The 22,898-nt window shown below is 43.8% G+C and carries 20 protein-coding genes, 2 tRNA genes and 2 pseudogenes; 14 read left to right on the top strand and 10 right to left on the bottom strand.

The genetic code is table 11. The annotated features are described in order from the left end of the window. Positions 1-155 precede the first annotated feature (155 nt). Positions 156-1,865, top strand: a complete 1,710-nt coding sequence (gene menD / locus N0824_RS15085; RefSeq protein WP_108937328.1) for a 2-succinyl-5-enolpyruvyl-6-hydroxy-3-cyclohexene-1-carboxylic-acid synthase — start codon at positions 156-158, stop codon at positions 1,863-1,865. A gap of 55 nt (positions 1,866-1,920) precedes the next feature. After that, entirely contained in the window at positions 1,921-3,150 is a 1,230-nt protein-coding gene (locus N0824_RS15090) for a hypothetical protein (RefSeq protein WP_108937329.1), read from the top strand. Positions 3,151-3,156: 6 nt separating this feature from the next. Here N0824_RS15090 and N0824_RS15095 read toward each other — a convergent pair whose 3' ends face one another. Then, on the bottom strand, positions 3,157-3,567 hold the full coding sequence (locus N0824_RS15095) for a salt stress protein, Slr1339 family (RefSeq protein WP_108937330.1): 411 nt from the start codon (positions 3,565-3,567) through the stop codon (positions 3,157-3,159). A gap of 173 nt (positions 3,568-3,740) precedes the next feature. Then, positions 3,741-3,998 carry a chlororespiratory reduction protein 7 gene (locus N0824_RS15100; RefSeq protein ID WP_108937331.1) on the bottom strand — a complete coding sequence of 86 codons (258 nt, stop codon included), beginning with the start codon at positions 3,996-3,998 and terminating at the stop codon, positions 3,741-3,743. A gap of 82 nt (positions 3,999-4,080) precedes the next feature. On the opposite strand from N0824_RS15100, the gene N0824_RS15105 reads away from it, so the two are divergent. The 3 genes and pseudogenes from N0824_RS15105 to N0824_RS15115 form a co-directional block, all read left to right on the top strand. Further along, positions 4,081-5,505 carry a YdiU family protein gene (locus tag N0824_RS15105; RefSeq protein ID WP_108937381.1) on the top strand — a complete coding sequence of 475 codons (1,425 nt, stop codon included), beginning with the start codon at positions 4,081-4,083 and terminating at the stop codon, positions 5,503-5,505. Positions 5,506-5,898: 393 nt separating this feature from the next. Then, positions 5,899-6,159, top strand: a pseudogene (locus N0824_RS15110) (transposase); the annotation flags it as partial. A 186-nt stretch (positions 6,160-6,345) separates the two neighbouring features. Then, a pseudogene (locus tag N0824_RS15115) lies at positions 6,346-6,720 on the top strand (transposase); the annotation flags it as partial. Here N0824_RS15115 and N0824_RS15120 read toward each other — a convergent pair. Continuing rightward, positions 6,654-7,088, bottom strand: a complete 435-nt coding sequence (locus N0824_RS15120; RefSeq protein WP_199224924.1) for a hypothetical protein — start codon at positions 7,086-7,088, stop codon at positions 6,654-6,656. The pseudogene N0824_RS15115 and the gene N0824_RS15120 overlap by 67 nt on opposite strands. Before the next feature lie 175 nt (positions 7,089-7,263). On the opposite strand from N0824_RS15120, the gene N0824_RS15125 reads away from it, so the two are divergent. The 5 genes from N0824_RS15125 (at position 7,264) to N0824_RS15140 (ending at position 11,098) form a co-directional block, all read left to right on the top strand. Continuing rightward, positions 7,264-9,267: an acyltransferase family protein gene (locus N0824_RS15125; RefSeq protein WP_108937382.1), complete on the top strand. Its 2,004-nt coding sequence runs from the start codon at positions 7,264-7,266 to the stop codon at positions 9,265-9,267. A gap of 108 nt (positions 9,268-9,375) precedes the next feature. After that, positions 9,376-10,238 (top strand): IS5 family transposase gene (locus N0824_RS15130; RefSeq protein ID WP_233256455.1). Its coding sequence is split into 2 segments (ribosomal slippage): positions 9,376-10,024 and positions 10,024-10,238, totalling 864 coding nucleotides; the frame shifts between segments, so codons are not numbered across the junction. A gap of 19 nt (positions 10,239-10,257) precedes the next feature. Beyond that, entirely contained in the window at positions 10,258-10,410 is a 153-nt protein-coding gene (locus N0824_RS20765; RefSeq protein WP_158269560.1) for a hypothetical protein, read from the top strand. A 203-nt stretch (positions 10,411-10,613) separates the two neighbouring features. Continuing rightward, positions 10,614-10,832, top strand: coding sequence for a hypothetical protein (locus tag N0824_RS15135; protein ID WP_108937332.1), 219 nt, complete (start codon positions 10,614-10,616; stop codon positions 10,830-10,832). Continuing rightward, a complete protein-coding gene (locus tag N0824_RS15140) occupies positions 10,829-11,098 on the top strand; it encodes a type II toxin-antitoxin system RelE/ParE family toxin (protein ID WP_108937333.1) in 270 nt (89 codons plus the stop codon). The genes N0824_RS15135 and N0824_RS15140 overlap by 4 nt, the downstream gene beginning before the upstream one ends. A 62-nt stretch (positions 11,099-11,160) precedes the next feature. On the opposite strand, the gene N0824_RS15145 is transcribed toward N0824_RS15140, so the two are convergent. From N0824_RS15145 to N0824_RS15155, 3 genes are all read right to left on the bottom strand, one after another. Then, a tRNA-Gly gene (locus N0824_RS15145) sits at positions 11,161-11,232 on the bottom strand. A gap of 261 nt (positions 11,233-11,493) precedes the next feature. Then, positions 11,494-12,348 (bottom strand): prohibitin family protein, encoded by an 855-nt coding sequence (locus tag N0824_RS15150; protein WP_108937334.1) that lies wholly within the window; start codon positions 12,346-12,348, stop codon positions 11,494-11,496. A gap of 3 nt (positions 12,349-12,351) precedes the next feature. Continuing rightward, the gene (locus tag N0824_RS15155) at positions 12,352-12,825 is read right to left on the bottom strand and encodes an EVE domain-containing protein (RefSeq protein ID WP_108937335.1); all 474 of its coding nucleotides are present in this window, start codon (positions 12,823-12,825) and stop codon (positions 12,352-12,354) included. A 320-nt stretch (positions 12,826-13,145) separates the two neighbouring features. Between N0824_RS15155 and N0824_RS15160 the strand changes: the two genes are divergently transcribed. Beyond that, entirely contained in the window at positions 13,146-14,495 is a 1,350-nt protein-coding gene (locus N0824_RS15160) for a cell wall metabolism sensor histidine kinase WalK (RefSeq protein WP_108937336.1), read from the top strand. Between the two features lie 19 nt (positions 14,496-14,514). Here the strand turns inward: N0824_RS15160 and N0824_RS15165 are convergent. Then, a tRNA-Glu gene (locus N0824_RS15165) sits at positions 14,515-14,587 on the bottom strand. Between the two features lie 128 nt (positions 14,588-14,715). Here N0824_RS15165 and N0824_RS15170 point away from each other — a divergent pair. Further along, positions 14,716-16,221, top strand: coding sequence for a hypothetical protein (locus N0824_RS15170; RefSeq protein ID WP_108937337.1), 1,506 nt, complete (start codon positions 14,716-14,718; stop codon positions 16,219-16,221). Between the two features lie 471 nt (positions 16,222-16,692). Here the strand turns inward: N0824_RS15170 and plsY are convergent, their stop codons facing one another. From plsY to N0824_RS15185, 3 genes are all read right to left on the bottom strand, one after another. Then, complete coding sequence (plsY, locus tag N0824_RS15175) at positions 16,693-17,376, bottom strand: glycerol-3-phosphate 1-O-acyltransferase PlsY (RefSeq protein ID WP_108937338.1); 684 nt, start codon at positions 17,374-17,376, stop codon at positions 16,693-16,695. Between the two features lie 69 nt (positions 17,377-17,445). Next, a complete protein-coding gene (gene fabG, locus N0824_RS15180) occupies positions 17,446-18,141 on the bottom strand; it encodes a 3-oxoacyl-ACP reductase FabG (RefSeq protein WP_108937383.1) in 696 nt (231 codons plus the stop codon). Positions 18,142-18,223: 82 nt separating this feature from the next. Further along, entirely contained in the window at positions 18,224-19,249 is a 1,026-nt protein-coding gene (locus N0824_RS15185) for an ABC transporter ATP-binding protein (protein WP_002789414.1), read from the bottom strand. 734 nt (positions 19,250-19,983) lie between these two features. Between N0824_RS15185 and lpxD the strand changes: the two genes are divergently transcribed. Then, on the top strand, positions 19,984-21,015 hold the full coding sequence (gene lpxD, locus N0824_RS15195) for a UDP-3-O-(3-hydroxymyristoyl)glucosamine N-acyltransferase (protein ID WP_108937339.1): 1,032 nt from the start codon (positions 19,984-19,986) through the stop codon (positions 21,013-21,015). A 307-nt stretch (positions 21,016-21,322) separates the two neighbouring features. Continuing rightward, complete coding sequence (locus N0824_RS15200; protein ID WP_108937340.1) at positions 21,323-22,858, top strand: TolC family protein; 1,536 nt, start codon at positions 21,323-21,325, stop codon at positions 22,856-22,858. The last annotated feature ends 40 nt before the right edge of the window (positions 22,859-22,898 follow it).

Raw genomic sequence — 22,898 nt, forward strand, 5'->3', positions numbered from 1 at the left:
TGTAGGGAAGGAACCCTCTTTCATCTGTGGGGGTGAAAATTTTTTCATCGGGACTGACTTAGGAATAACTTATTCTTGGCCAGTTCCGGCCAATGTTAAATTTATTAATAGACTCTTTAACCGATTGTCCCCTAACCTTTGCACTGAAATGATAAATGTCGATCGATTTTCGCAATCTTAATACACTTTGGGGTTCTATTTTAGTCGAAACATTGGCCCGTTTGGGATTGAAGATAGGGGTGGTTTCTCCCGGATCGCGATCGACTCCTTTAACGGTAGCCTTGGCAAGACATCCTCAGATTGAAGCTATTCCCATTTTAGACGAGCGCTCGGCCGCTTTTTTTGCCCTGGGATTAGCCAAACAATTATATCAACCGGTGGTTTTAGTCTGCACTTCCGGCACTGCCACGGCTAATTTTTATCCCGCAGTCATTGAAGCAAAAGAAAGTCATGTCCCTTTATTAATTCTAACCGCCGATCGCCCCCCAGAATTGCGTCATGCTCATGCCGGTCAGACTATCGATCAAGTCAAACTCTACGGTAATTATCCCAACTGGCAAGCGGAAATTAGCTGTCCTAGTGCCAATATCGAGCGTTTACGCTATCTCCGTCAAACTATCATCCACGCGTGGTTGCGCTGTCTCGATCCTGTCCCCGGAGTGGTGCATCTGAACTTACCATTTCGGGATCCCCTCGCACCAACTCCCGATCTAGAAATTAAGAATTTAGAGGCTAATTTTGACCAAGAGGCTTTTTTTAGCCATATATCTCGGCAAAATATCTCAATTAACCACTCAATTCTCGAAATTCCTTCTTTACCCCGCCAAGGAATTATCATCGCGGGATTAGCTTCCCCGCAAAACCCCGAAAGTTACTGTCAGGCGATCGCTAATTTAGCTCGATCGCAACAATATCCCGTCTTAGCAGAAGCTTTATCTCCTCTGCGAAACTATGCAGGGTTAAATCCCCATCTGATCACTACCTATGATTTATTATTGCGGAATCCTGCCATTAAAACCCAATTAACCCCCGATGTGGTCCTACAAATTGGCGAATTACCCACCAGCAAAGAATTACGGACCTGGTTAGAAGAAATCGACTGTCCTCGCTGGATTATCGATCCCCATCCCGATAATTACGATCCTCTACAGGGAAAAACTGGACATCTCAGGGGAAATATCGAGCAATTAGGGGATTTATTCCCAGAAAAACCCGATAATAACCGAGAATACCGAGAATTATGGCAAAAATTCGACCAGCAAGCCAGATTTAAAATCGATCGCCTTTTGGCAGCAGAAACTAAACTGATTGAAGGAAAAATCCCCTGGCTGCTTTCCCAACACCTCCCCCCCCGCACCCCGATCTTTATCTCTAATAGTATGCCTGTTCGCTATGCCGAATTTTTTAACCCGCCTAGCGATCGCCAAATTCGTCCCTATTTTAATCGCGGGGCCAATGGCATCGACGGCAACCTCTCCACTGCGATAGGAATAGCTTATAAAAATGTCCCTAGTCTGCTGTTAACGGGAGATTTAGCCCTATTACACGATACAAATGGTTTTTTAATCAAAAAATATTTTGTTGGCTCCTTGACCATAATTTTAATCAATAACAAGGGGGGAGGCATTTTCCAGATGTTGCCGATCGCCAAATTTGACCCTCCCTTTGAAGAATTTTTTGCCACTCCCCAAAATATCGACTTTTGCCAACTCTGTCACACCTACGGTATCGATTACCATTTAATCAGCGATTGGACTGATTTTCAGCAAAAAATCGCAGTTTTGCCGGAATCAGGCATAAGATTACTAGAAATATCCTGCGATCGAGCTTTTAATACTCAATGGTTCCTCAGTAATTATAGTTAATTGCCTTTTTCGAGAAAGTCAATACAATGGGTGGAAAGCGAGTTAAAAGGGTTCGATGAATCGACAAAGACGGCAAAAATCAAGACAATTTTCTCTCCCTAGATATTCTATCTTTCCCCCGGAACAATGGCGATGGGGAGTGACTTCTCTGGTGATTAGTTTAGTCTTGTCCCTACTGATTTTAAAACTGAATACCTCTAGTCTCTCCACTGCCACCATAAATATTTTTAATCCCTCCACTGTGGGGGAGAATTTAGCCGGTAAGAGCCTAAATGAGTTAGAAAAGCAGAAAATCGCCGAATTTTTGCAAATTTACCCGCCAGAAACCCCCTTAACCTTCGATCGCGTTCCCTTGTTTATTCTCCACGATACAGCTTGGAGTATGACTGCGGGTAACATCGAAGAGCAGAAAAAATATGCTCGCGGTCCGATGAAATTGGGTCCCAATGTTTACATCCCCCGCAAACCGAGTTCTAGGGATAGAGACATTTTAGACTCGATCGCCCGGCCTTTTTTTGAACGTCACCGTCCCACGGCCACTTTTTACGAACAAGCAGCCGAAATGCTGCCCGCAGACACCAGGGATCAATTAGTACGTCAACTGTGGCAAATTACCCCAGAAACTATCCGCGTCAAGGGTTTTGCACTTGCTTTAGAGGGTGTTCCTTTGAGTACGCGATCGGCCCCTGAGTTAGAAAAAAGGGCGAGAATATGGTTAAATACGCCTTCAGAAGCCGTCTTTCGGCGTTTAGTCAAGAAATATCCCACAAATTACTTTGATGGGGCAAAAAGCACCGCATTATGGGCAACAGAAGCGATTTGTCAGCAGCTATCTCACCCTAATTGCGATCGCTTGCAGCCGGTTTTTGCCGAAAGAAATCGTCGGGTCATCTCCAGTGTTAACATTGAACTGGTACAAGCGCCGGGGTCCCACTGTTTGACCAAAGGACGCTTGCAACCCCTCCCCGGTTACAGCGATTTTCAATACCAACAAACGGCGAAATATTATCTCCTCGCAGCCTTACAAACGGGACAATTACCGCAAATTGTCAGCCATTTTGCCGTGGATAGTTTTCTGATTAATCAAGGAAAATATCCCCATTGTGACCCCCGGGGTTTTGATCTACAACGTCTCTACAATCTAATCAGTAAAGCTTTGGATTATGACCCCGGCACTGTTTATGGTATCGTTCCCCGTTACGGCACAAATATTATAGCTGGTGATAATATTTGGTGGCATAATCGAGTTTTTGATGCAGCCAATTTACCCACCACTTTAAATTAGACCTGATCATTTAGAAATATCCACTTCTCCCAAAGCTTCTAGATAGGTAATCGCCGCTTCTAACGGAGAATCGTAGCCATAGGAAAACTCCTCAAACCAGCGTCCTTCCTCCGATTTGGCATCCAATTTATCTAACCATTGCTTCGCCTTTCTAGCTAAAGCTTCTCGCTTGCGCTGCTGTTTTAATGCCGCCGCTTTTTCTTTTTCCGCTGCCTCCTGTTGTTGCCTTTCTTGGTTTTCTAAGGCTAAAGCTTTTAAAAGCGCATCGGTAGAAGAATCGCCGCCATAATTAACCTTAAATTCGGCTGGGGAATGATCTTTTTCTTGGCGAGAAGAAGGGGACGGCATCGGTTTTTCCTGATCCCGTTTCTGGTATTCTGCCTTCATTTGTGCCAGTAAATCTTCTATTTCTCCCATAATGATCAAGTTAGAAAGTAAAAAGTTAAAAAGATAATTAGTCTGATTGCCTCTGCCTTAATAACTAAGTAGCTGGTTATAATTACATTGAAGGTGGATCCCCCCTTAATCCCCCCTTGATAAGGGGGGTGTCTGACAGTTTTTAACACCTAACTACTTAATAATGGGTTCCCTTATTTTTCCAAACGGACCACATACCATTGTAAATAACCCTCCTCACCCAGGTCTAACTCGCAGTAATTATCGCGCAAATAGAGAGCTTTTTCCTCAAAACTAGAGAATTTTGCCAATTGTCGGGGACAAATCTCCGGTTTTGCGGTGATTAAATCTTTTAACTTATCCTGTAACTGGTCGGGAGTCTGGAATTGTTCAGGTTGATCGGCCTCAAGGACAAGAAAATAGTCCCCTTGATACATAATAGAATCGGGCATCGCTGTTTGATAGTCTCAGTAGGAAAATTTTTTGGCTATCTTTATCACTTTATCGCCTCAAAGCTCGATCGACACCACCACTATGACAGACCATCTCACCAATCCCTTTCTCAGTCTCCCTTACGAAAGCGCCATGCAGGACTTGGGGGACCAATACTATGATCAAGTTGCGGCTGCGGATTTTCCCAGTCATATCCTTCGTTTTCGCAATGATGCTTTATTACCTTTGGTGGGAATCCAGCCAGAATTAACCTTAGATGAGCATTTTATCGAGGCTTTTGGTAAATTTCAATCCCTGACCCCTTTTTTGGCCCTGCGTTACCACGGTTATCAATTTGGCGAGTATAATCCTTTCTTGGGAGATGGTCGCGGTTTTCTCTACGGTCAAGTTAGGGGTATTGATGGCAAATTATACGATTTTGGTACGAAAGGATCGGGACGGACTCCCTATTCCCGTCATGCGGACGGTAGGTTAACTCTCAAGGGTGGAGTTAGAGAAGTCTTAGCTGGGGAAGCTTTACGCAGTTTAGGGGTGAATACCTCTCGCTGTCTCAGTTTGGTGGAAACAGGGGAATCCCTCTGGCGCGGTGATGAACCTTCCCCGACGCGATCTTCGGTGATGATTCGAGTTAGTAATTCTCATATTCGTTTCGGGACTTTTGAGCGTTTATTTCATATTAAACGTGGCGATTTAATTAAAAGACTCCTCGATCATGTGATTATTTATTATTATCCTGAAATCGATACTCAAGATAGCGATCGCTATTTAAAATTTTACGCCGCTTTGATTGAAAGAACCGCTAAATTAGCAGCCCAATGGATGGCCGCAGGTTTTTGTCATGGGGTTCTCAATACCGATAATATGTCAATTACTGGGGAAAGTTTCGATTATGGTCCCTACGCTTTTATTCCTTCCTATAACCCCCAATTTACGGCGGCTTATTTCGACTACGGTGGCCGTTATAGTTATGGCAATCAGCCTTTTATCTGTCGTTTAAATCTAGAGTTACTGCAATCTCCCCTGGCCATGGTCGTCTCCTTGTTAGAGTTAGATATGGCTTTGGCTAACTATGACCAGCATTACAATTTTTATTATCAAAAAATGATGCTCAAAAAGTTAGGTTTTGAGGATATTTTTACTCCCGAATCCGCTTTACTGGTCAGCAAAACTGTGGAAGTTCTCCAAGAAACTGGACTGGGTTATCACGACTTTTTCTATCAATTAAGTGAACAATTTAATTACGGTTGGCGAGAAAATAGTTCTCTAATTCTTGAAAATATGGATTTACCGAAAGCTGATTGGCAACGTTGGCGAGAGTTATATAGTTTGGTCTTAAATCAATTACCCTCAGATTCCTTGTCTCAAATTGGCGATACCTTAAAGCATTATAATCCTAAAACTGCTTTACTTAGACCGCTAATCGAATCGGTTTGGGAAGCAATTACTTATAACGATGATTGGCAACCTTTCCAAGAATTAGTGATAAAATTACAGAATAAACAGTAATTAAGTAATAAGTAGTGGTGCAAAAGGTGGTTAAATATGTGTAATTAATTAAACCTCTTGCATAATTTTTTGAGGGTTTAAAAACGACAAGAATAATACCATTTTTCTTTATTCGCGTCACAACGAATGAAGGTTTGGCAAGCATTCGAGCGTGGATGTCTGTCATGGATTTAGAAATTTGGTATAAGGATTAAATGGCATAATATCTGTAAATATACAATTTAATGGCTCTTCGGTAACTGTTATGCAAATAATTAACTTAAAATAAAATTCGATGAGAGTACTTAGTCTCAAAAATAGCTTAGATTCATACAGGGAGAGACTTACGGCACAAACAAGTTAATGCCAAAAGATAGACAATTGAGTTAAGATTTGATATAATAGCCAAAGACCAAAGAGGTGTTAGAGCAAATTGAAGAAGTCAGCATAGACCTTTGGTTGTCCTATAAAAATTTGGTGAAAGAATTGATGCCATCGGCCGAGGTAGTCGCCGATAGATTCCATGTAATGAAACAAATTAATCAAGAGTTAGACGAACAGAGAAAAGCAGAAAAAAGAGCGGTAGAAGCGCAGAAAAATAAAAAACAGAAAGCGGAAAAAGAAGCGAGGCTAGAAGTTTTAAAGCGAAGTAAATATAGCTTGTTAAAAAATGAAAAAGATGGTTCTTCGTTACTTGGTATGGTTCGATAGGGGGGCATAAATCGATTAAATCCTTATCTGGCAAGAAACTTAATTGATGAGTTCGCTTTAGATCAAAAACAATTGACAAAAATCGCTAAATCCCTTTCTATATAAGGGTTATATCCCTTATAACCCCCGTCCATTGCATAACACAAACCGAAGAGCCAAAAAGATTTAACGGAAACCCAAAAAATCAAACTAGAAGCTATCAAAGAAAATTTCCCAAATTTGAAAAAGATGCAGGAATTAAAGGAAGAATTTAGAAAGATTTATGAAACCTCAGAGAATCCGACAGAGGGAATGCTATCTATCTCAGAATGGTTGGCAAAATCCTCCAGTGTTTTTACCAAGAGTTGTCAAACAATCCGAAACTGGTTTGGAGAAATAATTAGTTATTTCGAGCAAAGGACAACGAATGGGGTGGTCGAGGGAATCAACAATAAACTTAAACTAATAAAACGGAGAGCCTATGGCTTTAGAAACTTTCGGAATTTTTGGGTTAGAAGTATGTTATCTTGGCATCTTGTCTGTTGATTTAGCATAAAGGGTAACGAAGAGCCGATTTTAGTAAAGGCAAAAGTTGATTGGAATTTAGGGTCTGCTTGCGAGTACATCTCCACTAAACTTTTGATGTCTGCCTCTAAGTTTGGTAGCAGTTCCTCCGTTTTTTTTCTCCCCCTAGCACGATAATTATCAACGCAAATAATTCCAGTTTCTAGCTCTTTCAATCCCGTTGCTATTGCCTGCCTAGACCATCCCAATTCTGTTTCGGCCCGGCGCGGCGAAGAGCTAAAATAGTCTATAGTTACTTGCGCCATAAAAGCCCTTTTCTTAAAACCTGTCAGCTTTTTTGCCGCATCTTTCAAGCTTGATTTGATTTTTTCAGTCAGTTCAGTTACCATAGTTGAGAGTGGGAGTAACAAGTTGCTTCTCTAGTCTAGATGGTAACTTATTAATACGCAAGTCCCTTATGTCTCAAAAATCTTTATTTTGCGTAAACCCCAGCTTTGAATACCAGTCTGGTGTAGCAGTCGATGTATGTATTTTGGACGAACATGTAAATGTATGGAAGATTCAATGAAACCCATCCCTCAGGCAAAGCAGTCTTCCTATAGACCAGAAATCGATGGTATTAGAGCTTTTGCGGTGACTGCGGTCATCATTAACCACTTCAACAAAGAGATCCTGCCAAGCGGGTATTTAGGCGTAGACATCTTTTTCGTTATCTCTGGATTTGTCATCACTTCTTCGTTAGCGAGTCGTCCTAGCAAAAACTTTCGTGACTTTCTGGCGGGGTTCTATACCAGACGCATCAAACGCTTGGTTCCAGTGCTGGTGTTGTTCGTGCTCGTTACCAGTATTCTGATATGTCTTTTTAATCCTACTCCGGATGCTTCTCTGAAGACTGGTATTGCCTCTCTATTTGGTCTTTCTAATCTCTATCTTCTGCGTCAGTCCACAGATTACTTTGCCGCCTCCACAGAACTAAATGTTTTTACTCACACCTGGTCACTAGGAGTTGAAGAACAGTTCTACTTTCTATTCCCATTTCTAGTTTGGTTCACTGGGTTTGGTCGTCTGGCTACCCAAGGGTCAAGAAATCTGTTCTGGGTGATGGGGGTACTGTCGGTTACTTCCTTGATTGCTTTTATCTACAGCTACAAGACCAACCAACCTGCTGCTTACTTTTTGATGCCAACCCGTCTATGGGAAATGGGTGCTGGGTGCTTGTTGTTTCTTTCTCTGAAGCATTTCAACAGGTTTTTTCGTACCCTTGATAAAGTTCCACCGTTAATAGTCACTGGCGCTGTTGTTGCAGTTTTGTTTGTCCCCCTTCAGTTCGCTGTGCAAGCAACCTTTGCCATTGTGGTGCTCACGGCAGTTTTGATTACCTGTCTTCGCTCAGGAACTGCTGTCTACAACCTATTCACTCATCCGCGAGTAGTTTATATTGGTCTGATTTCTTATTCTCTATATCTCTGGCATTGGGGTGTTCTGTCCCTCAGTCGTTGGACAATTGGCATTCACTGGTGGTCAATGCTATTACAGCTTGCCCTCATGTTGCTGCTATCCATCGCTTCCTATCGGTATGTAGAGACTCCTCTGCGCCGTTCAGATTGGTCTGTTGCTCGTTGGAAGTCCATCGGATATGGATTGGGTGCTTCTGCCATTAGTGCAGTTCTGCTATTTTCTCTTACCAAGATACCCAATCTGTATACAGGTCAGAGTCCTTCATTGGTTGCAGTAGGGGTTCACTCACTGACGAATATGTACTCGCTAAAACAAGTCAATTCGCTGTGGAGAGGTGACAAATGCCTCCTATCTAACAATTCACAGGTTGGCAAGAAAATTCTTGTTGAGGACTGCACACTGGGTAGCTTCTCTAACGCAAAGAAAAGAGTTGTGGTTCTTGGGAACTCCTTTTCGACGGCATTCACACAAGCGTTTGATGACCTTGTGGTATTAGATGGATATTCCGTTACGATTACATCCTCTTGGGGGGCATCTCCTGTAAAGGAAATACCCAATAATACCACTTGGGACAAAGCCAACTACTACTACTGGGAAAGCGTTGTTCCTTCTCTGCTCAACCGACTAAGACCTGGTGACTGGGTATTTCTTATCAATGATATGGCAGAATTTTCACCAAAATATAGGACATCCGAAACAAATGAGATGCTAAAGCAATTGGAGAGTGGATTGGAAGCACTCTCAGGCCAACTCTCAGCAAGAGGTATCCAATTAGCAATTCTACACGGTCTCCCTTTCGCACGTGAAGCACATTGTCAGCCTGTAATCGCAGCAAAGCAGTGGTTCCATCTCTTTGGCGGTCCCTGCCAATTGCCCAGTAGACGTGAGTCGCTTCTACGCCGTGACAATTTGAATAAAGTCCTTGTCTCGCTAGAGGCAGAAGGAAAACTACACATAGTAGACATATTTGATGTTTTTTGCCCCGAAGAGCAATGTACATACAATACTAGGAACGGCCAGATTCTTTACAGAGACGAATTCTCGCACCCGTCAGTTGAAGCCGCTCGTCTGTCTTCCCCAATCATTCGTAAGGTTCTAACTTCTTCGTAAATTCTTAATCTTCACACTTTCTTTTTTAGGCACTGTTGTAGTCTAAGAGATCTCTTGCATAAGTCTAGACAAAATAGGATAAAATAGTCCAAGAGTTAAGATTGAAAGATGACTTACGAACAAGTAAAAACTTTAAAGCCAACAGAGTTCAAACGCTTGTGTGGCGTGTATCCAGATAAATTTAAGGATATGGTAACAGTCCTAAAGGCAGAAAAAGTTTGGCAAAAAAAGACAGGTAGACCTAGCAAATTGAGTACGGAAGATCAACTACTAATAACATTAGAATATTGGCGAGAATATCGCACCTATTTTCATCTGGGAAATAGTTGGGGTGTTAACGAATCAAAGGCGTATATAATTGTTAGAAAAGTAGAGAATATTCTCATCAAATCAGGTCTGTTTAATCTACCGAAAAAAGCCCTATTAGAAAGTAATAGTGAAATAGAAGTAATAGTGGTGGATGTGTCAGAACAGGAGATAGAAAGACCCAAAAAAAAACAGAAATCATGCTATAGTGGCAAGCAGGGATACCACACATTAAAGTCGCAAGTCGTTGCCGATCTCGCGCAGCGAGCGCGTTGCGACCAAAAAAGCGATCAGGTAATCTGTGTCCGTTGTGAGAAAGGAAGAGTCCATGATTTTCGACTGTGGAAAGAGAGCAAAATAAGGTTAAATAAGGAAATAGAAATATTAGGGGATAAAGGCTATCAAGGAATTCAGAAACTCCATCAAAACAGTCAAATTTCTCATAAAAAAAGAAAAAAGAAAAACTAAGTAAAGAGCCAAAAAAAGCCAATCGTCAGTTATCACAACGGCGCATAGTTATAGAACATATTCATCGTCGTCTCAAAATATTTCGGATACTTTCATCAAGATACAGAAATCGCAGACGGCGATTTGGTCTGAGATTGAATTTGATTGCTGGTATCTACAATTACGAACTTCGTTACCGACAAAAGGATATATCTTGATTACTTTTGCAAGAGATCTATGGAAAAACGGAAAGTCCCAATCTCTTTTGTAGAAACTGTCTTAGAAAATCCACAGCAAACTCTTCAACAAGATGAGGAGATCACCATTTATCAATCTCAAATGGATTTTGGCACAGGCAAACTCTACTTAGGGCTTGCTGAAAAAATCTAAAAACCTTGTTGGATAAGGCTTTTAGACTTTTTTTACCTCAAAAAGTGCCGACCATTGGAGGGATCGGGGGGAAAATTCAGGGACTTTTTCCCTGAAAATTAGGTAACTGACTACCTCAAAATCGGTAAAACCCTACACCCCACACCCCACACCCTGCCCCCAGGAACCGAAAATCGATAGAGGAGTAAGCCAAAATGTACTCTATGACTGAACGACTCGATCAGGCGATCGCCCAATTACAAACCTTGTCAAGCGATCAACAGGACGCGATCGCAACCCTAATTTTGGCAGAACTCGAAGAAGAAAAGCGATGGAATGACTCCTTTGCTCGCTCACCAAACTTGCTGGCTAAACTAGCAGCTGAAGCAATGGCAGAACATCGATCGGGTAAGACTCAAGAATTAGACCCAGAAACGTTGTGAAGTCTTTTACCACTGCTGGTTTTCGGGAGATGTTTGCATATCTTCCAAAACCGATTCAAGAGCAGACCCGTAAAGCGTATCGGCAATTCAAAGAAGACCCAAGCTATCCCAGCTTGCGATTCAAGAAAGTCCATCCACAGCTGCCCATCTATTCTGCACGCATCAATAGGGATTATCGTGCTGTCGGTCAATTAGAGGATGAGACGGTGATTTGGTTCTGGGTTGGTTCCCCTGCAGAGTACGATATGCTGCTTGACCAATTGTAGTGCGATGCCGCTCTGGTGGGCCCAGTTGAGGAATGTTAGTGAAGATTCCCATTGTCGTCAGAAGCGGGTAACGCGACTCGAACGCGCGACATTCACCTTGGGAAGGTGACGTTCTACCACTGAACTATACCCGCAAAACCATCCCTAATCATAGCATTGACCCCGCGACAAGAGCAACTGCTCTAGGCTGTTTTTCATCATCGCGCCAGTGGGTCCAAAAACGCTAAATAGACTCGCCAGCGGATGATCAAAAATATTCACCGTTCAACTTCTTCATCCTCAAAGAGTCAAGGAGCTAGAGATTGTTTTAAATGCCATTTGTCGATAATATCACCGGGTAATTTTGAGAGTTTGGCAAGGTTTCTTTGAAAATGCCTCTGAGCTTGGACAGGAATTTAGGGGGTATTTTCTGGAAAAGAATCACTATAATTAAATAAAAATGGTACGCTATTTTTTCCCGATCCATCCATGACTAAAACCCGGGGCATTTGCGCCCCACCTTCGCGCCAAGCTTCGATCGCTTCTTTCTGTAAAACTAATCCTCCCCCCTGTTCTTTTAAAGTTTCTGCTAATAGTCTTTGTGCCTCAGCTTTCCCTTTAGCACGATTAACTTCTGCTTGGGCCTGTTGTTCCGCTTCTTGGGTGATATAAACGGCTCTTTGGGCGCGTTGTTCTGCGATTTGTTTATCTTCGACTGCCCGGGCAAATTCTGGAGAAAAATTCAAATCTACCACACTGGTATCTAAGACTAGAATACCATACTTTTCTAACCGAGTCGATAGGGCATTATCAAAGTCTTCTTTTAACTCACTGCGTCGAGTAATTGCCTCCTCTACTGTTCTTTTAGCGGCGGCAATTTTAAAGGATTCTTGGGTTTGGGGGGCGATAATTTTAGCAACAATATTTTGTAAAGTTCCTTGGGTTCTTCTAATTGCCACTACTTGAGTTGGATCGAGACGAAAATTAATCGCAAAACTAGCGGATAAATCCTGTAAATCTTTAGTGGAACTTTGGGCGGGAACTTCAAATTTTTGCACCGTAACATCGTAGATATCGACACTAGAAACAAAGGGAGGTTTAAAGTGCAATCCCTCCAATAAAACCCCGTCCTTAGCCTTTCCTAAAACACTTAAAACCCCCGCTTGTCCGGGGGTGATAATCACATAGGCATTAAAGGCCGCTAAAATGACAATAGTGGCCAATAATCCCCCAATCAGGGAAAGTAAATTAATAGCATCTTTCTGGTTCACAGTTTATACTCCTTGACGAGCGACTAAAACGAGAATTTTTGTTGCGATCGCTGGATTGACAGGCATCACTGACAGACGATTTCCTGTCCTTACTAATAATAATTCATCGGCGGTAAAATTTTGTTTTAAAATTCCCAGGGGCAGCAGTTGGGGAAAAAGGCGATCAAACTCAACTTTAACCGTCCACCAGCGCGGGCAGTCCGGGGAGGATTTAGGATCATAGTAGGGACTATCACGATCGAATTGTGTGGGATCGATCCTATCGGTTTCCACTACGCGCATCAAGCCGACAATCCCAGGCGGGGTGGTATTAGAATGATAAAAAAAGGCCAGATCTCCCCGTTTCATCTGACGGAGAAAATTGCGGGCCTGATAATTTCGTACCCCCTCCCAAATAGTTTGACCATCTTTTTTTAAATCTCCGATACTATAGACATCGGGTTCAGATTTCATTAACCAATAATTTAAATTCATCATTTATACTTGTTATTAATTCAAATAAGCTCAAAAATATTTTTAGCCGTTCCTGTCAGCCTTGTTGCCATAGGGTTAAATATAATTCACTTTGGCTGCTTTTGTAGTTCTATTCAAACAATTATTGAGGAGAATGTATCTAAAAATACTTTTGTTAGCAGCAATTTTTAAGGACTATGATCCTTCAAGTCTAGCTATTCTTGGCAACCGTCAGTTTTTCCCTATGGCTAAAAATAATTTATTTCCCACTATTAAATCGCTCAAATAAGCTGTAAAATAGGATACATTGCCCTAAAAATCTCTAGCCAATCCATAGATTATCGGTGTTCCAAGCCACTCGCCGCCGTTTAGCCTTATGGTACACTGTTGTCACTGCCATACTACTGCTTTTTCTCGCTACGGGAATGTATTTTTATGTGCGCCATACCCTAGTGGATCGCATTGATGATACCCTCAAACACATCATTGAGGTGGTAAATCGTTCCCTCGTGATCGAATCGATTCCCCCGGATCAAGGACGTTATCGTGTCGATCCCCTAGCAAGTTTTCCCAGTCAGGGTAAATCCGTGGAAGACGATCATATAGATTTGGAATGGTTTGATCCCCAAGGTAATCTACTTTGGTCAACTCTGGCCGAATCCTTAGATATTCCCCTCCATCCCCACCGTCAAGGGGAAACGATTCGCTTATCCGATGATCGTCTGCTGCGACAAGTAACCGAAAGGGTGGAAATCGGTCATTATGTTTTGGGATATCTGCGGGTAAGTCATCCTTGGTTTGAGGTGACAAAACCAATTAGACAGCTATTATTGGATTTAATCCTCGGAATTTGCCTGATGATTGCCAGTGTCGCCTGGATTGGTTGGTTTTTGTCCGGTTTAGCCATTCAACCGGTAAAAGAGTCCTATCAGAGTTTAAAACAATTTACCGCCGATGCTTCCCATGAATTACGCAATCCGATCGCCACTATCCAAACTAACGTGCAAATGGCGATCGCCTATCCCCAAACTGGCCATCAACGCTTGCAAGTGATCGAGCGTTTAACGGAAAGATTGGGCAATTTAGTCAATGATCTGCTTTTTTTAGCCCGTTCCGATAGTGGCATCGTCCAACCGATCGAGCAAGCTGTACCTTTGGATGCTTTATTGATGGAAGTGGTGGAAGAACAGCGTTTAATCGCCGATAAGCAGGGAATTTGCCTCTCTTTGTCGATTGTGGAACCGGACCAAGAGGATTTTTCCTACAGCGATGAAATGTTTACGATGGAGGGAGATTGGGATCAATTAGCCCGTTTATTCACAAATTTAATCTCTAATGCCATAAAACACGCTTTTTTGCCCGAATCTGAGCCGAAAAATGTGGCAGTGGAATTGGAAAAAAGTAAACGCGATCGACAATCGGTGTTACTGGTACGCGTCAAAGATAACGGAATCGGTATTCCCGAGGCTGCTTTGTCCCATATTTTTGATCGCTTTTATCGTCTCGATCCCGCACGACAAAATTCTGCCACTTCCGGGGGAACAGGATTAGGATTAGCGATCGCTTTAGCGATTACCCTCAGTCATCATGGACAAATTAGCGTCGAAAGTCAGATCGATCGAGGAACAATCTTCACCGTCACCCTACCAAAAAGCCATCAACGGGAGAAAAAAACCGAAAAGTCAGAAGCTTAACACTTCTGACTTTTTTTCATACCCCCAAGGGAATTCGAATCCCTGTCGCCTCCGTGAAAGGGAGGTGTCCTAGGCCACTAGACGATGGGGGCGTGGATTTCAGACCTTTTTAAATATAACAATAATCTTTCTGGGAGTCAAGGGTTTTGGCAAAAATTTTTTTTTATCCCGCCCTTGCACAATAGGATAGTCTAAATGAAGATGTTATCGCCCAAAATCCATGGCTGCCGATCCCTATAAAAGCCGACTGTTCAACCTGATCAACCGTCGCTTGATCCGTCTGAAAGATAACCTCGGCCGCGTTTCCCGTCGCGGTCAAAATGCGATCGCTCTTGCCCTGCAAATAGCCATCTATCCCGTCTATTTGCTGGTACAATCCCTGCGGGTGACAGCTAATCAATTGGGGAACAGTCTCCAGAAACAATTATCACCCCCCGGCAACGATGGAACCGATGCGATCGCAGAATTTCTAAAGAGCTTATCCGACCGAGAAACGGCATTTATTGGCATAGCAGCCGATTTAGAGGATCAAGCTTTAGTTTTCGTCACTAACGATCACCAGACTGTTAAAATCACCGATAATCAAACCCAAAGACAAATAGAAAAACAAATTAGGACGGCACTGGCTAACTACGCCCTCGAAAAACGGAAAATTAAGCGATTAAATCGTCAATATCCGCCTTTATTACCAAATTTTACCGATAAAAATCCTGTCTTGCCTCCGATCCGTTGGTTTTGGAACCTACTACGCTGGGAACAACAGGGACAAATAGCGATCGCCATAAATCTATTCCAAGAATCCCATCTCGTCAAAACCCCGACACCACTCTCCTTACCACTGCCTAATTTAAATTCCCAAGCGATTTTAGAAGTCATTGACGAAAAATTAGCAATTTTCGAGGCTAAATTTCTCGCTATCTCCCCCGCAATCCCCAGCAGTTTGAGCCACACCTCTAAACCCCCTTCCGATCTCGTTAACGAGTCCCCGAATCTGGAGAAAAATTCCTCCTATCTCTGGCGACTTTATTGGTTAATTTATGCGGCGATCGAGCATTTCTGGGCAAAAGAGAAGAATAATTTAGAATATAGTGCCGATTCCCCCGCTTTATCGGCAAAATATCCCCTAAGTCTTCCTAATTCTCTGCTGATCACCTTCAAGCAACGTCTCCAGGATTGGCTAGAAAAACAAACCCAAGCGGATCCCTTCACGATCGGCAAACTCATCCAAGCGGCGATCGATCACTTCTTTTCCTCTGGCCAATCCCTGACGTTTTCCGCCGTCAGTGAGCCACCTTGGCTAGAATCCGCCGATATCTTGGCTATTTCTCCCCAAGACTCCGAAAAACCCCGCCTTAACCCCGCTAATTCCCTTCGCCAGTCCCTAGAAATCACAGCCGAGCCTACTATCACAAAAAAAGCTTTTAGTCAAGAAAAACAAAATAAATCTTTACAAAAAATCCCCCCGGCCGCTGCCCAAATTACTCCTGGAGAATCCTCCCTCCCAACCCAATTAGATCCCCGCTATGCCAAGGAGATAATTCAACCAATTAACGAAGAATGGTTAGAAACCGAATCAACCCCCGTCGGTTACGTTAAACACCCCTTAGAACGGATTTTAGAGGGATTAGATGCGATTATTTTATGGGTAGAGGAATTAGTCATTAAAATTTGGCGTTGGTTGCGGTATGATCGACGCATTTCTAAATTACTCAAACGCAAACGTTAAATTGATCGGTTTTGGGTATAGTCGATCGGGTAGTCTTTCTGTTGTGAGAAACTTGAGACTATCTTTAGGGACTTACACCAATTTTCTAAACTAGCGGCAGAGATGGCTAGTTAAAAAAGGCACTCAACTCACCGATATTATCGTATGGGAATGCACCACCGTTTTATTGCTTTTGATAGTCCCTTCGATTAGTCCCAAACCCTATCAAACACCGAAACCAACTTTTTGGCAAAAAGTAACCAGAAAACTCGGCTTAGGAAAACAATAATTAGGAGTGATACTAAATCCGGTTATTAAAGACCGATTATTTATTGCCCCTTTTGCCTTTTGCCTCTCCTGATATGTAGCCTATACTCAATGGATTTAGTATCAGTTATCTTAAGGGTGAGTTACGAAGTCTCTGGTTTTAGGGAACAGGCAACAGGCAACAGGGAACATTAGTCAGTCGTCTGGGGATGATAGCAAATTAGGTTACATTTTATCTGTAGAAGAAACGCTGTAACCTAATTCCGATGATGGCTGTACTTTCTGACCTATTTTCGGTTCTGTGCCTGCCAACAATCTTTTAATATTACCCTGATGACGAACAATCACATAGATTCCCCCCATCAAACTAAATAAAATATAGGGGAGAGGTTGACCTAAAATAACCATTAAAATATTCACCACCAGCGCCCCGATAATCGAACCTAAAGAAACAATCCGGAAAAGTGCGAGAATAACTAAAAAACTCGCCAAAGTTCCGAAAGCCACTAGGGGATTCATCACTAATAAAACCCCTAAACTGGTGGCGACGGATTTACCCCCGCTAAAATTCAAGAAAATCGATTTACTATGACCAATGATTGCCCCCAATGCTGCCCCGATAATTAACCAGTAATACCAACTTTCTGGGAGAGGATTGACATCAATAAAATATAGCCCGCGTACCAGGGCCACCGCCGCCATTCCTTTTAACATATCAATTAATAACACCGTTGCCCCAGCAGTTTTTCCCAGAGTTCTTAGCACATTGGTAGCCCCAGTAGAACCAGAACCATAGTCACGAATATCGATACCTTTGCTGTATTTACCGATTAAATAACCCGTGGGAATCGAACCGAACAGATAGGATAAAAGTAAGATACCAAGACTGATAAGAATCGGAATAAGCATAAATTAACCCCAATTTTTAGCAAGAGCGAGCGCCGTCATCAGTGTATCAGCCTGAAGACAAAAAAACACTCACAGGGAACCATAGACGGGAATTGCCGCCCCGCGCAAGTCTTTCGCCCCTTCCCCCGCCAGAAAACAGATCACCTCGGCTAGAGATTGGGGACTTACCCAGTCCTTGGCATTTGCCTCTCCCATCGCTTCCCGGTTACTGGGAGTATCGATAATGCTGGGCAAAACCACGTTAGCGGTAATATTAGTCTGTTTGGTCTCTTCTGCGATCGCTTGGGTTAAAGCCACTACCGCCGCTTTCGAGGCACAATAGGCGGCCAAATTTGCCCCCGGTTGTACGGCGCCACGAGAACCGATAGTGACTATACGACCATAATTATGGAGTTTCATCGAGCGTAAACAGTGTTTACACAGTAAAAAAGTGCTATGGAGGTTTAAATCGAACATTTTTAGCCAATCTTCATAGCTAAACTCCTCCGTCGCCCCCATGGTAAAACCCCCGACTAGATGAATTAAAACATCGACCCGACCGAGATCATCAATTAATCTAGCCACGGCAGTTTCTTGGGTCAAATCCACCCTGACAAAGCGAATACGCTCAAATTCCGCCGCACTCAGCCGAGATTTCAGACGACCTACCTCCCTTTCCTCCCGATAGGTCATGGTTAGATGACCGCCATGGTGTAAAACCGCCGGAGTGACTCCTAAACCCAGTCCTCCCGTACCGCCGGTCAGCAATACCCGTTTATCTTTCATATTGATTGATAGATAGTCGATCGCTCCAATTATAGAGGATTTAACCGGGCAATTGGGCAATATTACAGCCTTTCTCGCCGGACTAGGATTCCTTCATCGCTTGTTTTTTCTCCGCCTTCAGGTCGCGACTGCTGGCGGCGGCAATTTCCGCATCCATCAGGGTGCGTCCGGTGGCCGCTAGATAGACATCATCGAGACTAGGACGGGATTGGGCCATGCTAAACACGGGTAATCCCGATTCGGCTAGGGTTTGTTCAATTTTGCTTAAAGGATTGCTATTGGCCGTGACGATAAGATTAAGGGAGTTACCCTGGGCGGTATTGACGATCACTTCCTCGACAAAAGGCAGACGGGATAATAACTCTTTCGCTTTTAGGGCCTCTTCCTCTGGGGAAAATTCTCGCACTTTTAGGGTAATGCGATCGCCACCCAGTTGCTCCTTCAGTTGTGAGGGGGTACCGCGAGCGATGACGATACCATTGTCGATAATTGCCAAGTTATCGGCCAAAGCGTCGATTTCTTCGAGATAATGGCTGGTAATTAATACACTGGTTCCGGCCGCCCGCAATTGTCGCAGAAAATCCCAGACAATCAAACGACTTTCGATATCGAGGCCCACAGTCGGTTCATCCAGCACCAAAACTTCCGGCTGATGCAATAATCCCGCCGCTAAATCCAGCCGTTTTTTGATGCCGCCGGAATAGGTCCCCGTTTTTTTGTCGGCGTATTCCTCTAATCCTAAAAGATTTATTAATTCTTTAATTCTATCTCTTGACTTTTGAGCGGGAATGTGATATAGAGCCGCTTGTAGTTGCAACAGTTCCCGGCCGGTGAGCATTTTATCAAGGGCGACTTCTTGGGCAACGTAACCCAGGCGTTTACGGGCGGATTTGGGGTTATTCAGGGCATCGACACCCCCCACCTCGATTTTGCCGCCATCGGGTTTAGCAAGGGTGCAAAGACAGCGAATCGTGGTGGTTTTCCCCGCACCATTGGGACCGAGTAAACCGAAGATTTCTGCCGCTGCCACGGTAAAGGATATATCTTTAACCGCTGCTGTCTGACCGTAGGATTTTTTTAACTTTTCGATCGCCACCGCAAGGGTCATAAGCTAATTTTCGCCCACTTGAGCGAGACAATTTTTTTGTTAACTTTCTCGGTCTATTTTAACCCAGATTCCCCACTTGAAAATCTGCTATTGTAAATTTGACTTCCTCACTGCGCTCTCGGTGGCGGTGATGACTGGCAGCTCAACTGTTGAGAAGGTGGCACTCGTTGGCAATCCCCACGGATTGGCTATTGTTTGGCCAGGGTTTCCAGTGTAATCTCAACGACAAGGTGTAAAAAATAGCGATTCGCAGCGTCTTTAATTACCGTAACTGCTCAAGGTTCTGAAGAGATCAACAAAGGCCGTCGTGAAACGTGGGCTTTTTAACCTCAATTTTTCGATAACTTCTCCTTTGTAGCAAAGTTTCTTCCCCCTTGACCAGGAAAATATTCAGCCAGTTTTAAGCCAGTAGATACGGTTGTTTATTGGGGAGATTCAGGAATTTTTCACCTAGATTTTCCAACAGTTACCGAAGCATCAACTAGGATCGGCTTAATACTGTTCGGATCAATTTTATTAACTCGATCAAGCAGTAAAAACTAAAACTAATCGGTTTTGGAGAGAGCCAACTTATCTCCAAAACCGCTCTAGATCGACATCGGCTTTGTTGAAATGGAAAACAGGGATTATTCCCTAAAAAACTAGCAACTTTTTTGACTATAATAACGACAAGATTATCAGTATAGTTTTAAACTATCCTAGGATAAGCCCTATCTCGATCGCAGTATATATTTATGAAATTTAGTGAAATTGCCCAAAAATTAAGCCCTTTAGTCTCTGCTCACAGTTTAACTGCCTATCCCGACAGAAATCCCCAAATTAAAGCCATAACTCCCATCGAAACCGCCCTAGTCGATACCATTAGCTATATCGAAGGGGGAAAATTTGCTTCCTTTGTCGCCAAAACTGAGGCTACTGCCCTAATTCTGCCTCTGGATACCAATTTACAACAACAGGCCGACGAACGCGGCATCGCTTGGTTAGCTAGTGCCAATCCCCGACTTTTATTTGCCCACGCCATCAAATTATTCTATCAACCCTTTCAGCCCCAACCCTACATTCACGCCACCGCCGTGGTGCATCCATCGGCCAAAATCGGCCATAAAGTCGCCATCGGGGCCCATGCTGTGGTGGAAGCCAATGTCACCCTCGGTGATGGCGTGTGCATTCATCCTAACGCCGTTGTTTACCCCGGGGCGCATATTGGTGAGCGCACAATTCTCCATGCTAACTGTACTATCCATGAACGGGTACAAATCGGCAATGATTGCGTTATCCACAGTGGCGCTGTTATCGGTGCTGAGGGCTTCGGTTTTGTGCCGGTTCCCGAAGGCTGGTTTAAGATGGAACAATCCGGTATCGTGGTCTTAGAAGATGGGGTAGAAATTGGCTGTAATAGTGCCGTGGATCGTCCGGCAGTGGGAGAAACCCGCATCGGTAGCCAGACTAAGATCGATAATCTCGTCCATATTGCCCATAATTGCCAAATTGGCCAAGCTTGCGCCCTAGCAGGACAGGTGGGCATGGCAGGAGGCGTAAAATTGGGCAATCGGGTTATTTTAGCAGGACAGGTGGGCATTGCCAATCAAGCAGTAATCGGTGATAGTGCGATCGCAAGTGCCCAGGCTGGCATTCACAACGATATCGGGGCAGGAGAAGTGGTTTCTGGCTCTCCCGCTATCCCCCATAAACTATTCCTCAAGGCAGCAGCCGCTTACAAGCGTTTACCCGAAATCTATCAAGCGGTTAAACAGTTGAAAAAATAGCCCTATTCGGGAGTCAGGAGACTCCGAGACAGGAGACTCCGAGACAGGAGATTATTTCTATTTATTCTTCCGACACCCCACAACCCTACACCCCACACCCTACACCCTCTTTCCAGTCAGTCCTGTGGATTGGGCAAAAAAGAGAATTAAGGAGACAATTCCAAATCAATCGAATCTGATTTTAGCTGGTGCTTAAAAGACGGTGGCTTTCATGCTCCCGTGTTACTATCGGTAATTAGTAATCGGCCAACATAGTGGTGTGAGCTTGTTTACTTCTTATCGTTTACTGTTTACTTTCGAGATACTCATGTTGCTCTTGCGTTATGGTATTACCGTGAGTGCGGTGCTTGGGTTGATTTTCTTGGCTGAATCCTCGGTTAAGGCACAAACTCAGTCCGCTGCCGATTTATTGAAGAAACCCCGACCTACTGCCAATCCAGTGTCTCAATTACCCAGTCCCTCGGCGGCACCGGCAACCACGGAAGCGGATCCCAAAGCCCCTAATTATCTTAATCCTAGTGGCAATCCCCTAATTTTTCCCACCAAACCGGATGAGGTGAATATTAGGGTAGTACAACCGATCACCTTAAATCAAGCGATCGAATTAGCTTTAAAAAATAATCAGACCTTACAGACAGTCCGGATTAATTTGGAAATCGCTCGCGCCCAATTAAAGGAACAACAGGCGGCCTTATTACCCTCAGCCCAAGCGGAAACCAGTCTCACTCAAGATCAATCGGCAGCGGCCCAAAGACAGAATAATTTGGCTCGTCAACAGGGAATCCCAGCAGTTACACCCGAAGATAGTACCATTCTTCAGGGTAGTGTTCGGATTGTCTATGGGGTTTATACAGGGGGTGAACGGGCAGCCCAGATCAAAAGGGCAGAAAAAGTTATCCAGCAACAGGAATTAGAGGTGGAACGAGTCTCGGAACAAACTCGTTTTGATGCCACCGATGCCTATTATGAATTACAGAGGGGTGACGCTCAGGTAGCGATCGCCCAAGCCTCGATCGAAGATGCTAGTCAAAGTTTACGCGATGCACAATTATTGGAGCAAGCGGGACTAGGAACCCGATTTGCTGTCCTACAGGCGGAAGTTGACCTCGCTAACGCCAACCAAGACTTAACCCGGGCGATTTCTAACCAGCGTATTTCCCGACGGCGACTGGCACAGATATTGAGTGTCGGTCAGCACATCGAGTTAACGGCAGCCGATGAGATTCGCGAGGCGGGAACTTGGGGCTTGAGTCTTGATGATAGTATCGTTTTGGCCTATAAAAATCGTGCGGAATTAGAACAACAACTCTTACAACGGGAAATTAACGAACAGGATCGCTCGATCGCCATTTCGGCGGTGACTCCCCAAGTAGACCTTTTGGGCGAGTATAATGTCCTCAACGATCTCAGTGATGAAGCTGGTTTTGGCGATGGTTTTAGCGTCGGTGGTCGGATTCGTTGGACTTTCTTTGATGGTGGTCGTGCTTTTGCTCGCGCTCGTCAAGCGGAAAGAAATATCGATCGCTCCGATACGGAATTCTCCCTCCGTCGCAATGCAATTCGCCTTCAGGTGGAGGAATCCTACTATAGTTTGATTTCTAACCAAGAAAATATCAAAACCTCGCAAAAAAGCATTGAATCCGCCGCGGAAAGTCTGCGATTAGCCCGTTTACGCTTTCAGGCGGGTGTGGGAACCCAAACCGATGTGATCAACTCCCAACGGGATTTAACCGATGCCAGAAGTCGTTATCTACAGGCGATCGTCGATTACAATAGATCCTTGAATAGTCTCCAGCGAGCGATTAGTAATTTACCGGATAATCGTTTGTTTGAAGTGCGTTAATTGTGGGATTTATTGATGTGTGGTGTGGGGGAAGATTTGC

Origin of the sequence: Microcystis sp. 0824 (assembly GCF_003112475.1) — a bacterium.
GTDB lineage: Bacteria > Cyanobacteriota > Cyanobacteriia > Cyanobacteriales > Microcystaceae > Microcystis > Microcystis aeruginosa_C.

Bases quoted from the DNA above. Each gene is read 5' to 3' on its own strand.
- N0824_RS15095 (WP_108937330.1), bottom strand. From the start codon at position 3,567: ATGGGAGAAATAGAAGATTTACTGGCACAAATGAAGGCAGAATACCAG.
- N0824_RS15170 (WP_108937337.1), top strand. From the start codon at position 14,716: ATGGCTGCCGATCCCTATAAAAGCCGACTGTTCAACCTGATCAACCGT.
- N0824_RS15200 (WP_108937340.1), top strand. From the start codon at position 21,323: ATGTTGCTCTTGCGTTATGGTATTACCGTGAGTGCGGTGCTTGGGTTG.
- N0824_RS15125 (WP_108937382.1), top strand. From the start codon at position 7,264: ATGAAACCCATCCCTCAGGCAAAGCAGTCTTCCTATAGACCAGAAATC.
- N0824_RS15120 (WP_199224924.1), bottom strand. From the start codon at position 7,088: ATGGTAACTGAACTGACTGAAAAAATCAAATCAAGCTTGAAAGATGCG.
- N0824_RS15100 (WP_108937331.1), bottom strand. From the start codon at position 3,998: ATGCCCGATTCTATTATGTATCAAGGGGACTATTTTCTTGTCCTTGAG.
- fabG (WP_108937383.1), bottom strand. From the start codon at position 18,141: ATGAAAGATAAACGGGTATTGCTGACCGGCGGTACGGGAGGACTGGGT.
- N0824_RS20765 (WP_158269560.1), top strand. From the start codon at position 10,258: ATGGAAAAACGGAAAGTCCCAATCTCTTTTGTAGAAACTGTCTTAGAA.
- plsY (WP_108937338.1), bottom strand. From the start codon at position 17,376: ATGCTTATTCCGATTCTTATCAGTCTTGGTATCTTACTTTTATCCTAT.
- N0824_RS15185 (WP_002789414.1), bottom strand. From the start codon at position 19,249: ATGACCCTTGCGGTGGCGATCGAAAAGTTAAAAAAATCCTACGGTCAG.
- N0824_RS15105 (WP_108937381.1), top strand. From the start codon at position 4,081: ATGACAGACCATCTCACCAATCCCTTTCTCAGTCTCCCTTACGAAAGC.
- lpxD (WP_108937339.1), top strand. From the start codon at position 19,984: ATGAAATTTAGTGAAATTGCCCAAAAATTAAGCCCTTTAGTCTCTGCT.
- N0824_RS15135 (WP_108937332.1), top strand. From the start codon at position 10,614: ATGACTGAACGACTCGATCAGGCGATCGCCCAATTACAAACCTTGTCA.
- menD (WP_108937328.1), top strand. From the start codon at position 156: ATGTCGATCGATTTTCGCAATCTTAATACACTTTGGGGTTCTATTTTA.
- N0824_RS15155 (WP_108937335.1), bottom strand. From the start codon at position 12,825: ATGATGAATTTAAATTATTGGTTAATGAAATCTGAACCCGATGTCTAT.
- N0824_RS15090 (WP_108937329.1), top strand. From the start codon at position 1,921: ATGAATCGACAAAGACGGCAAAAATCAAGACAATTTTCTCTCCCTAGA.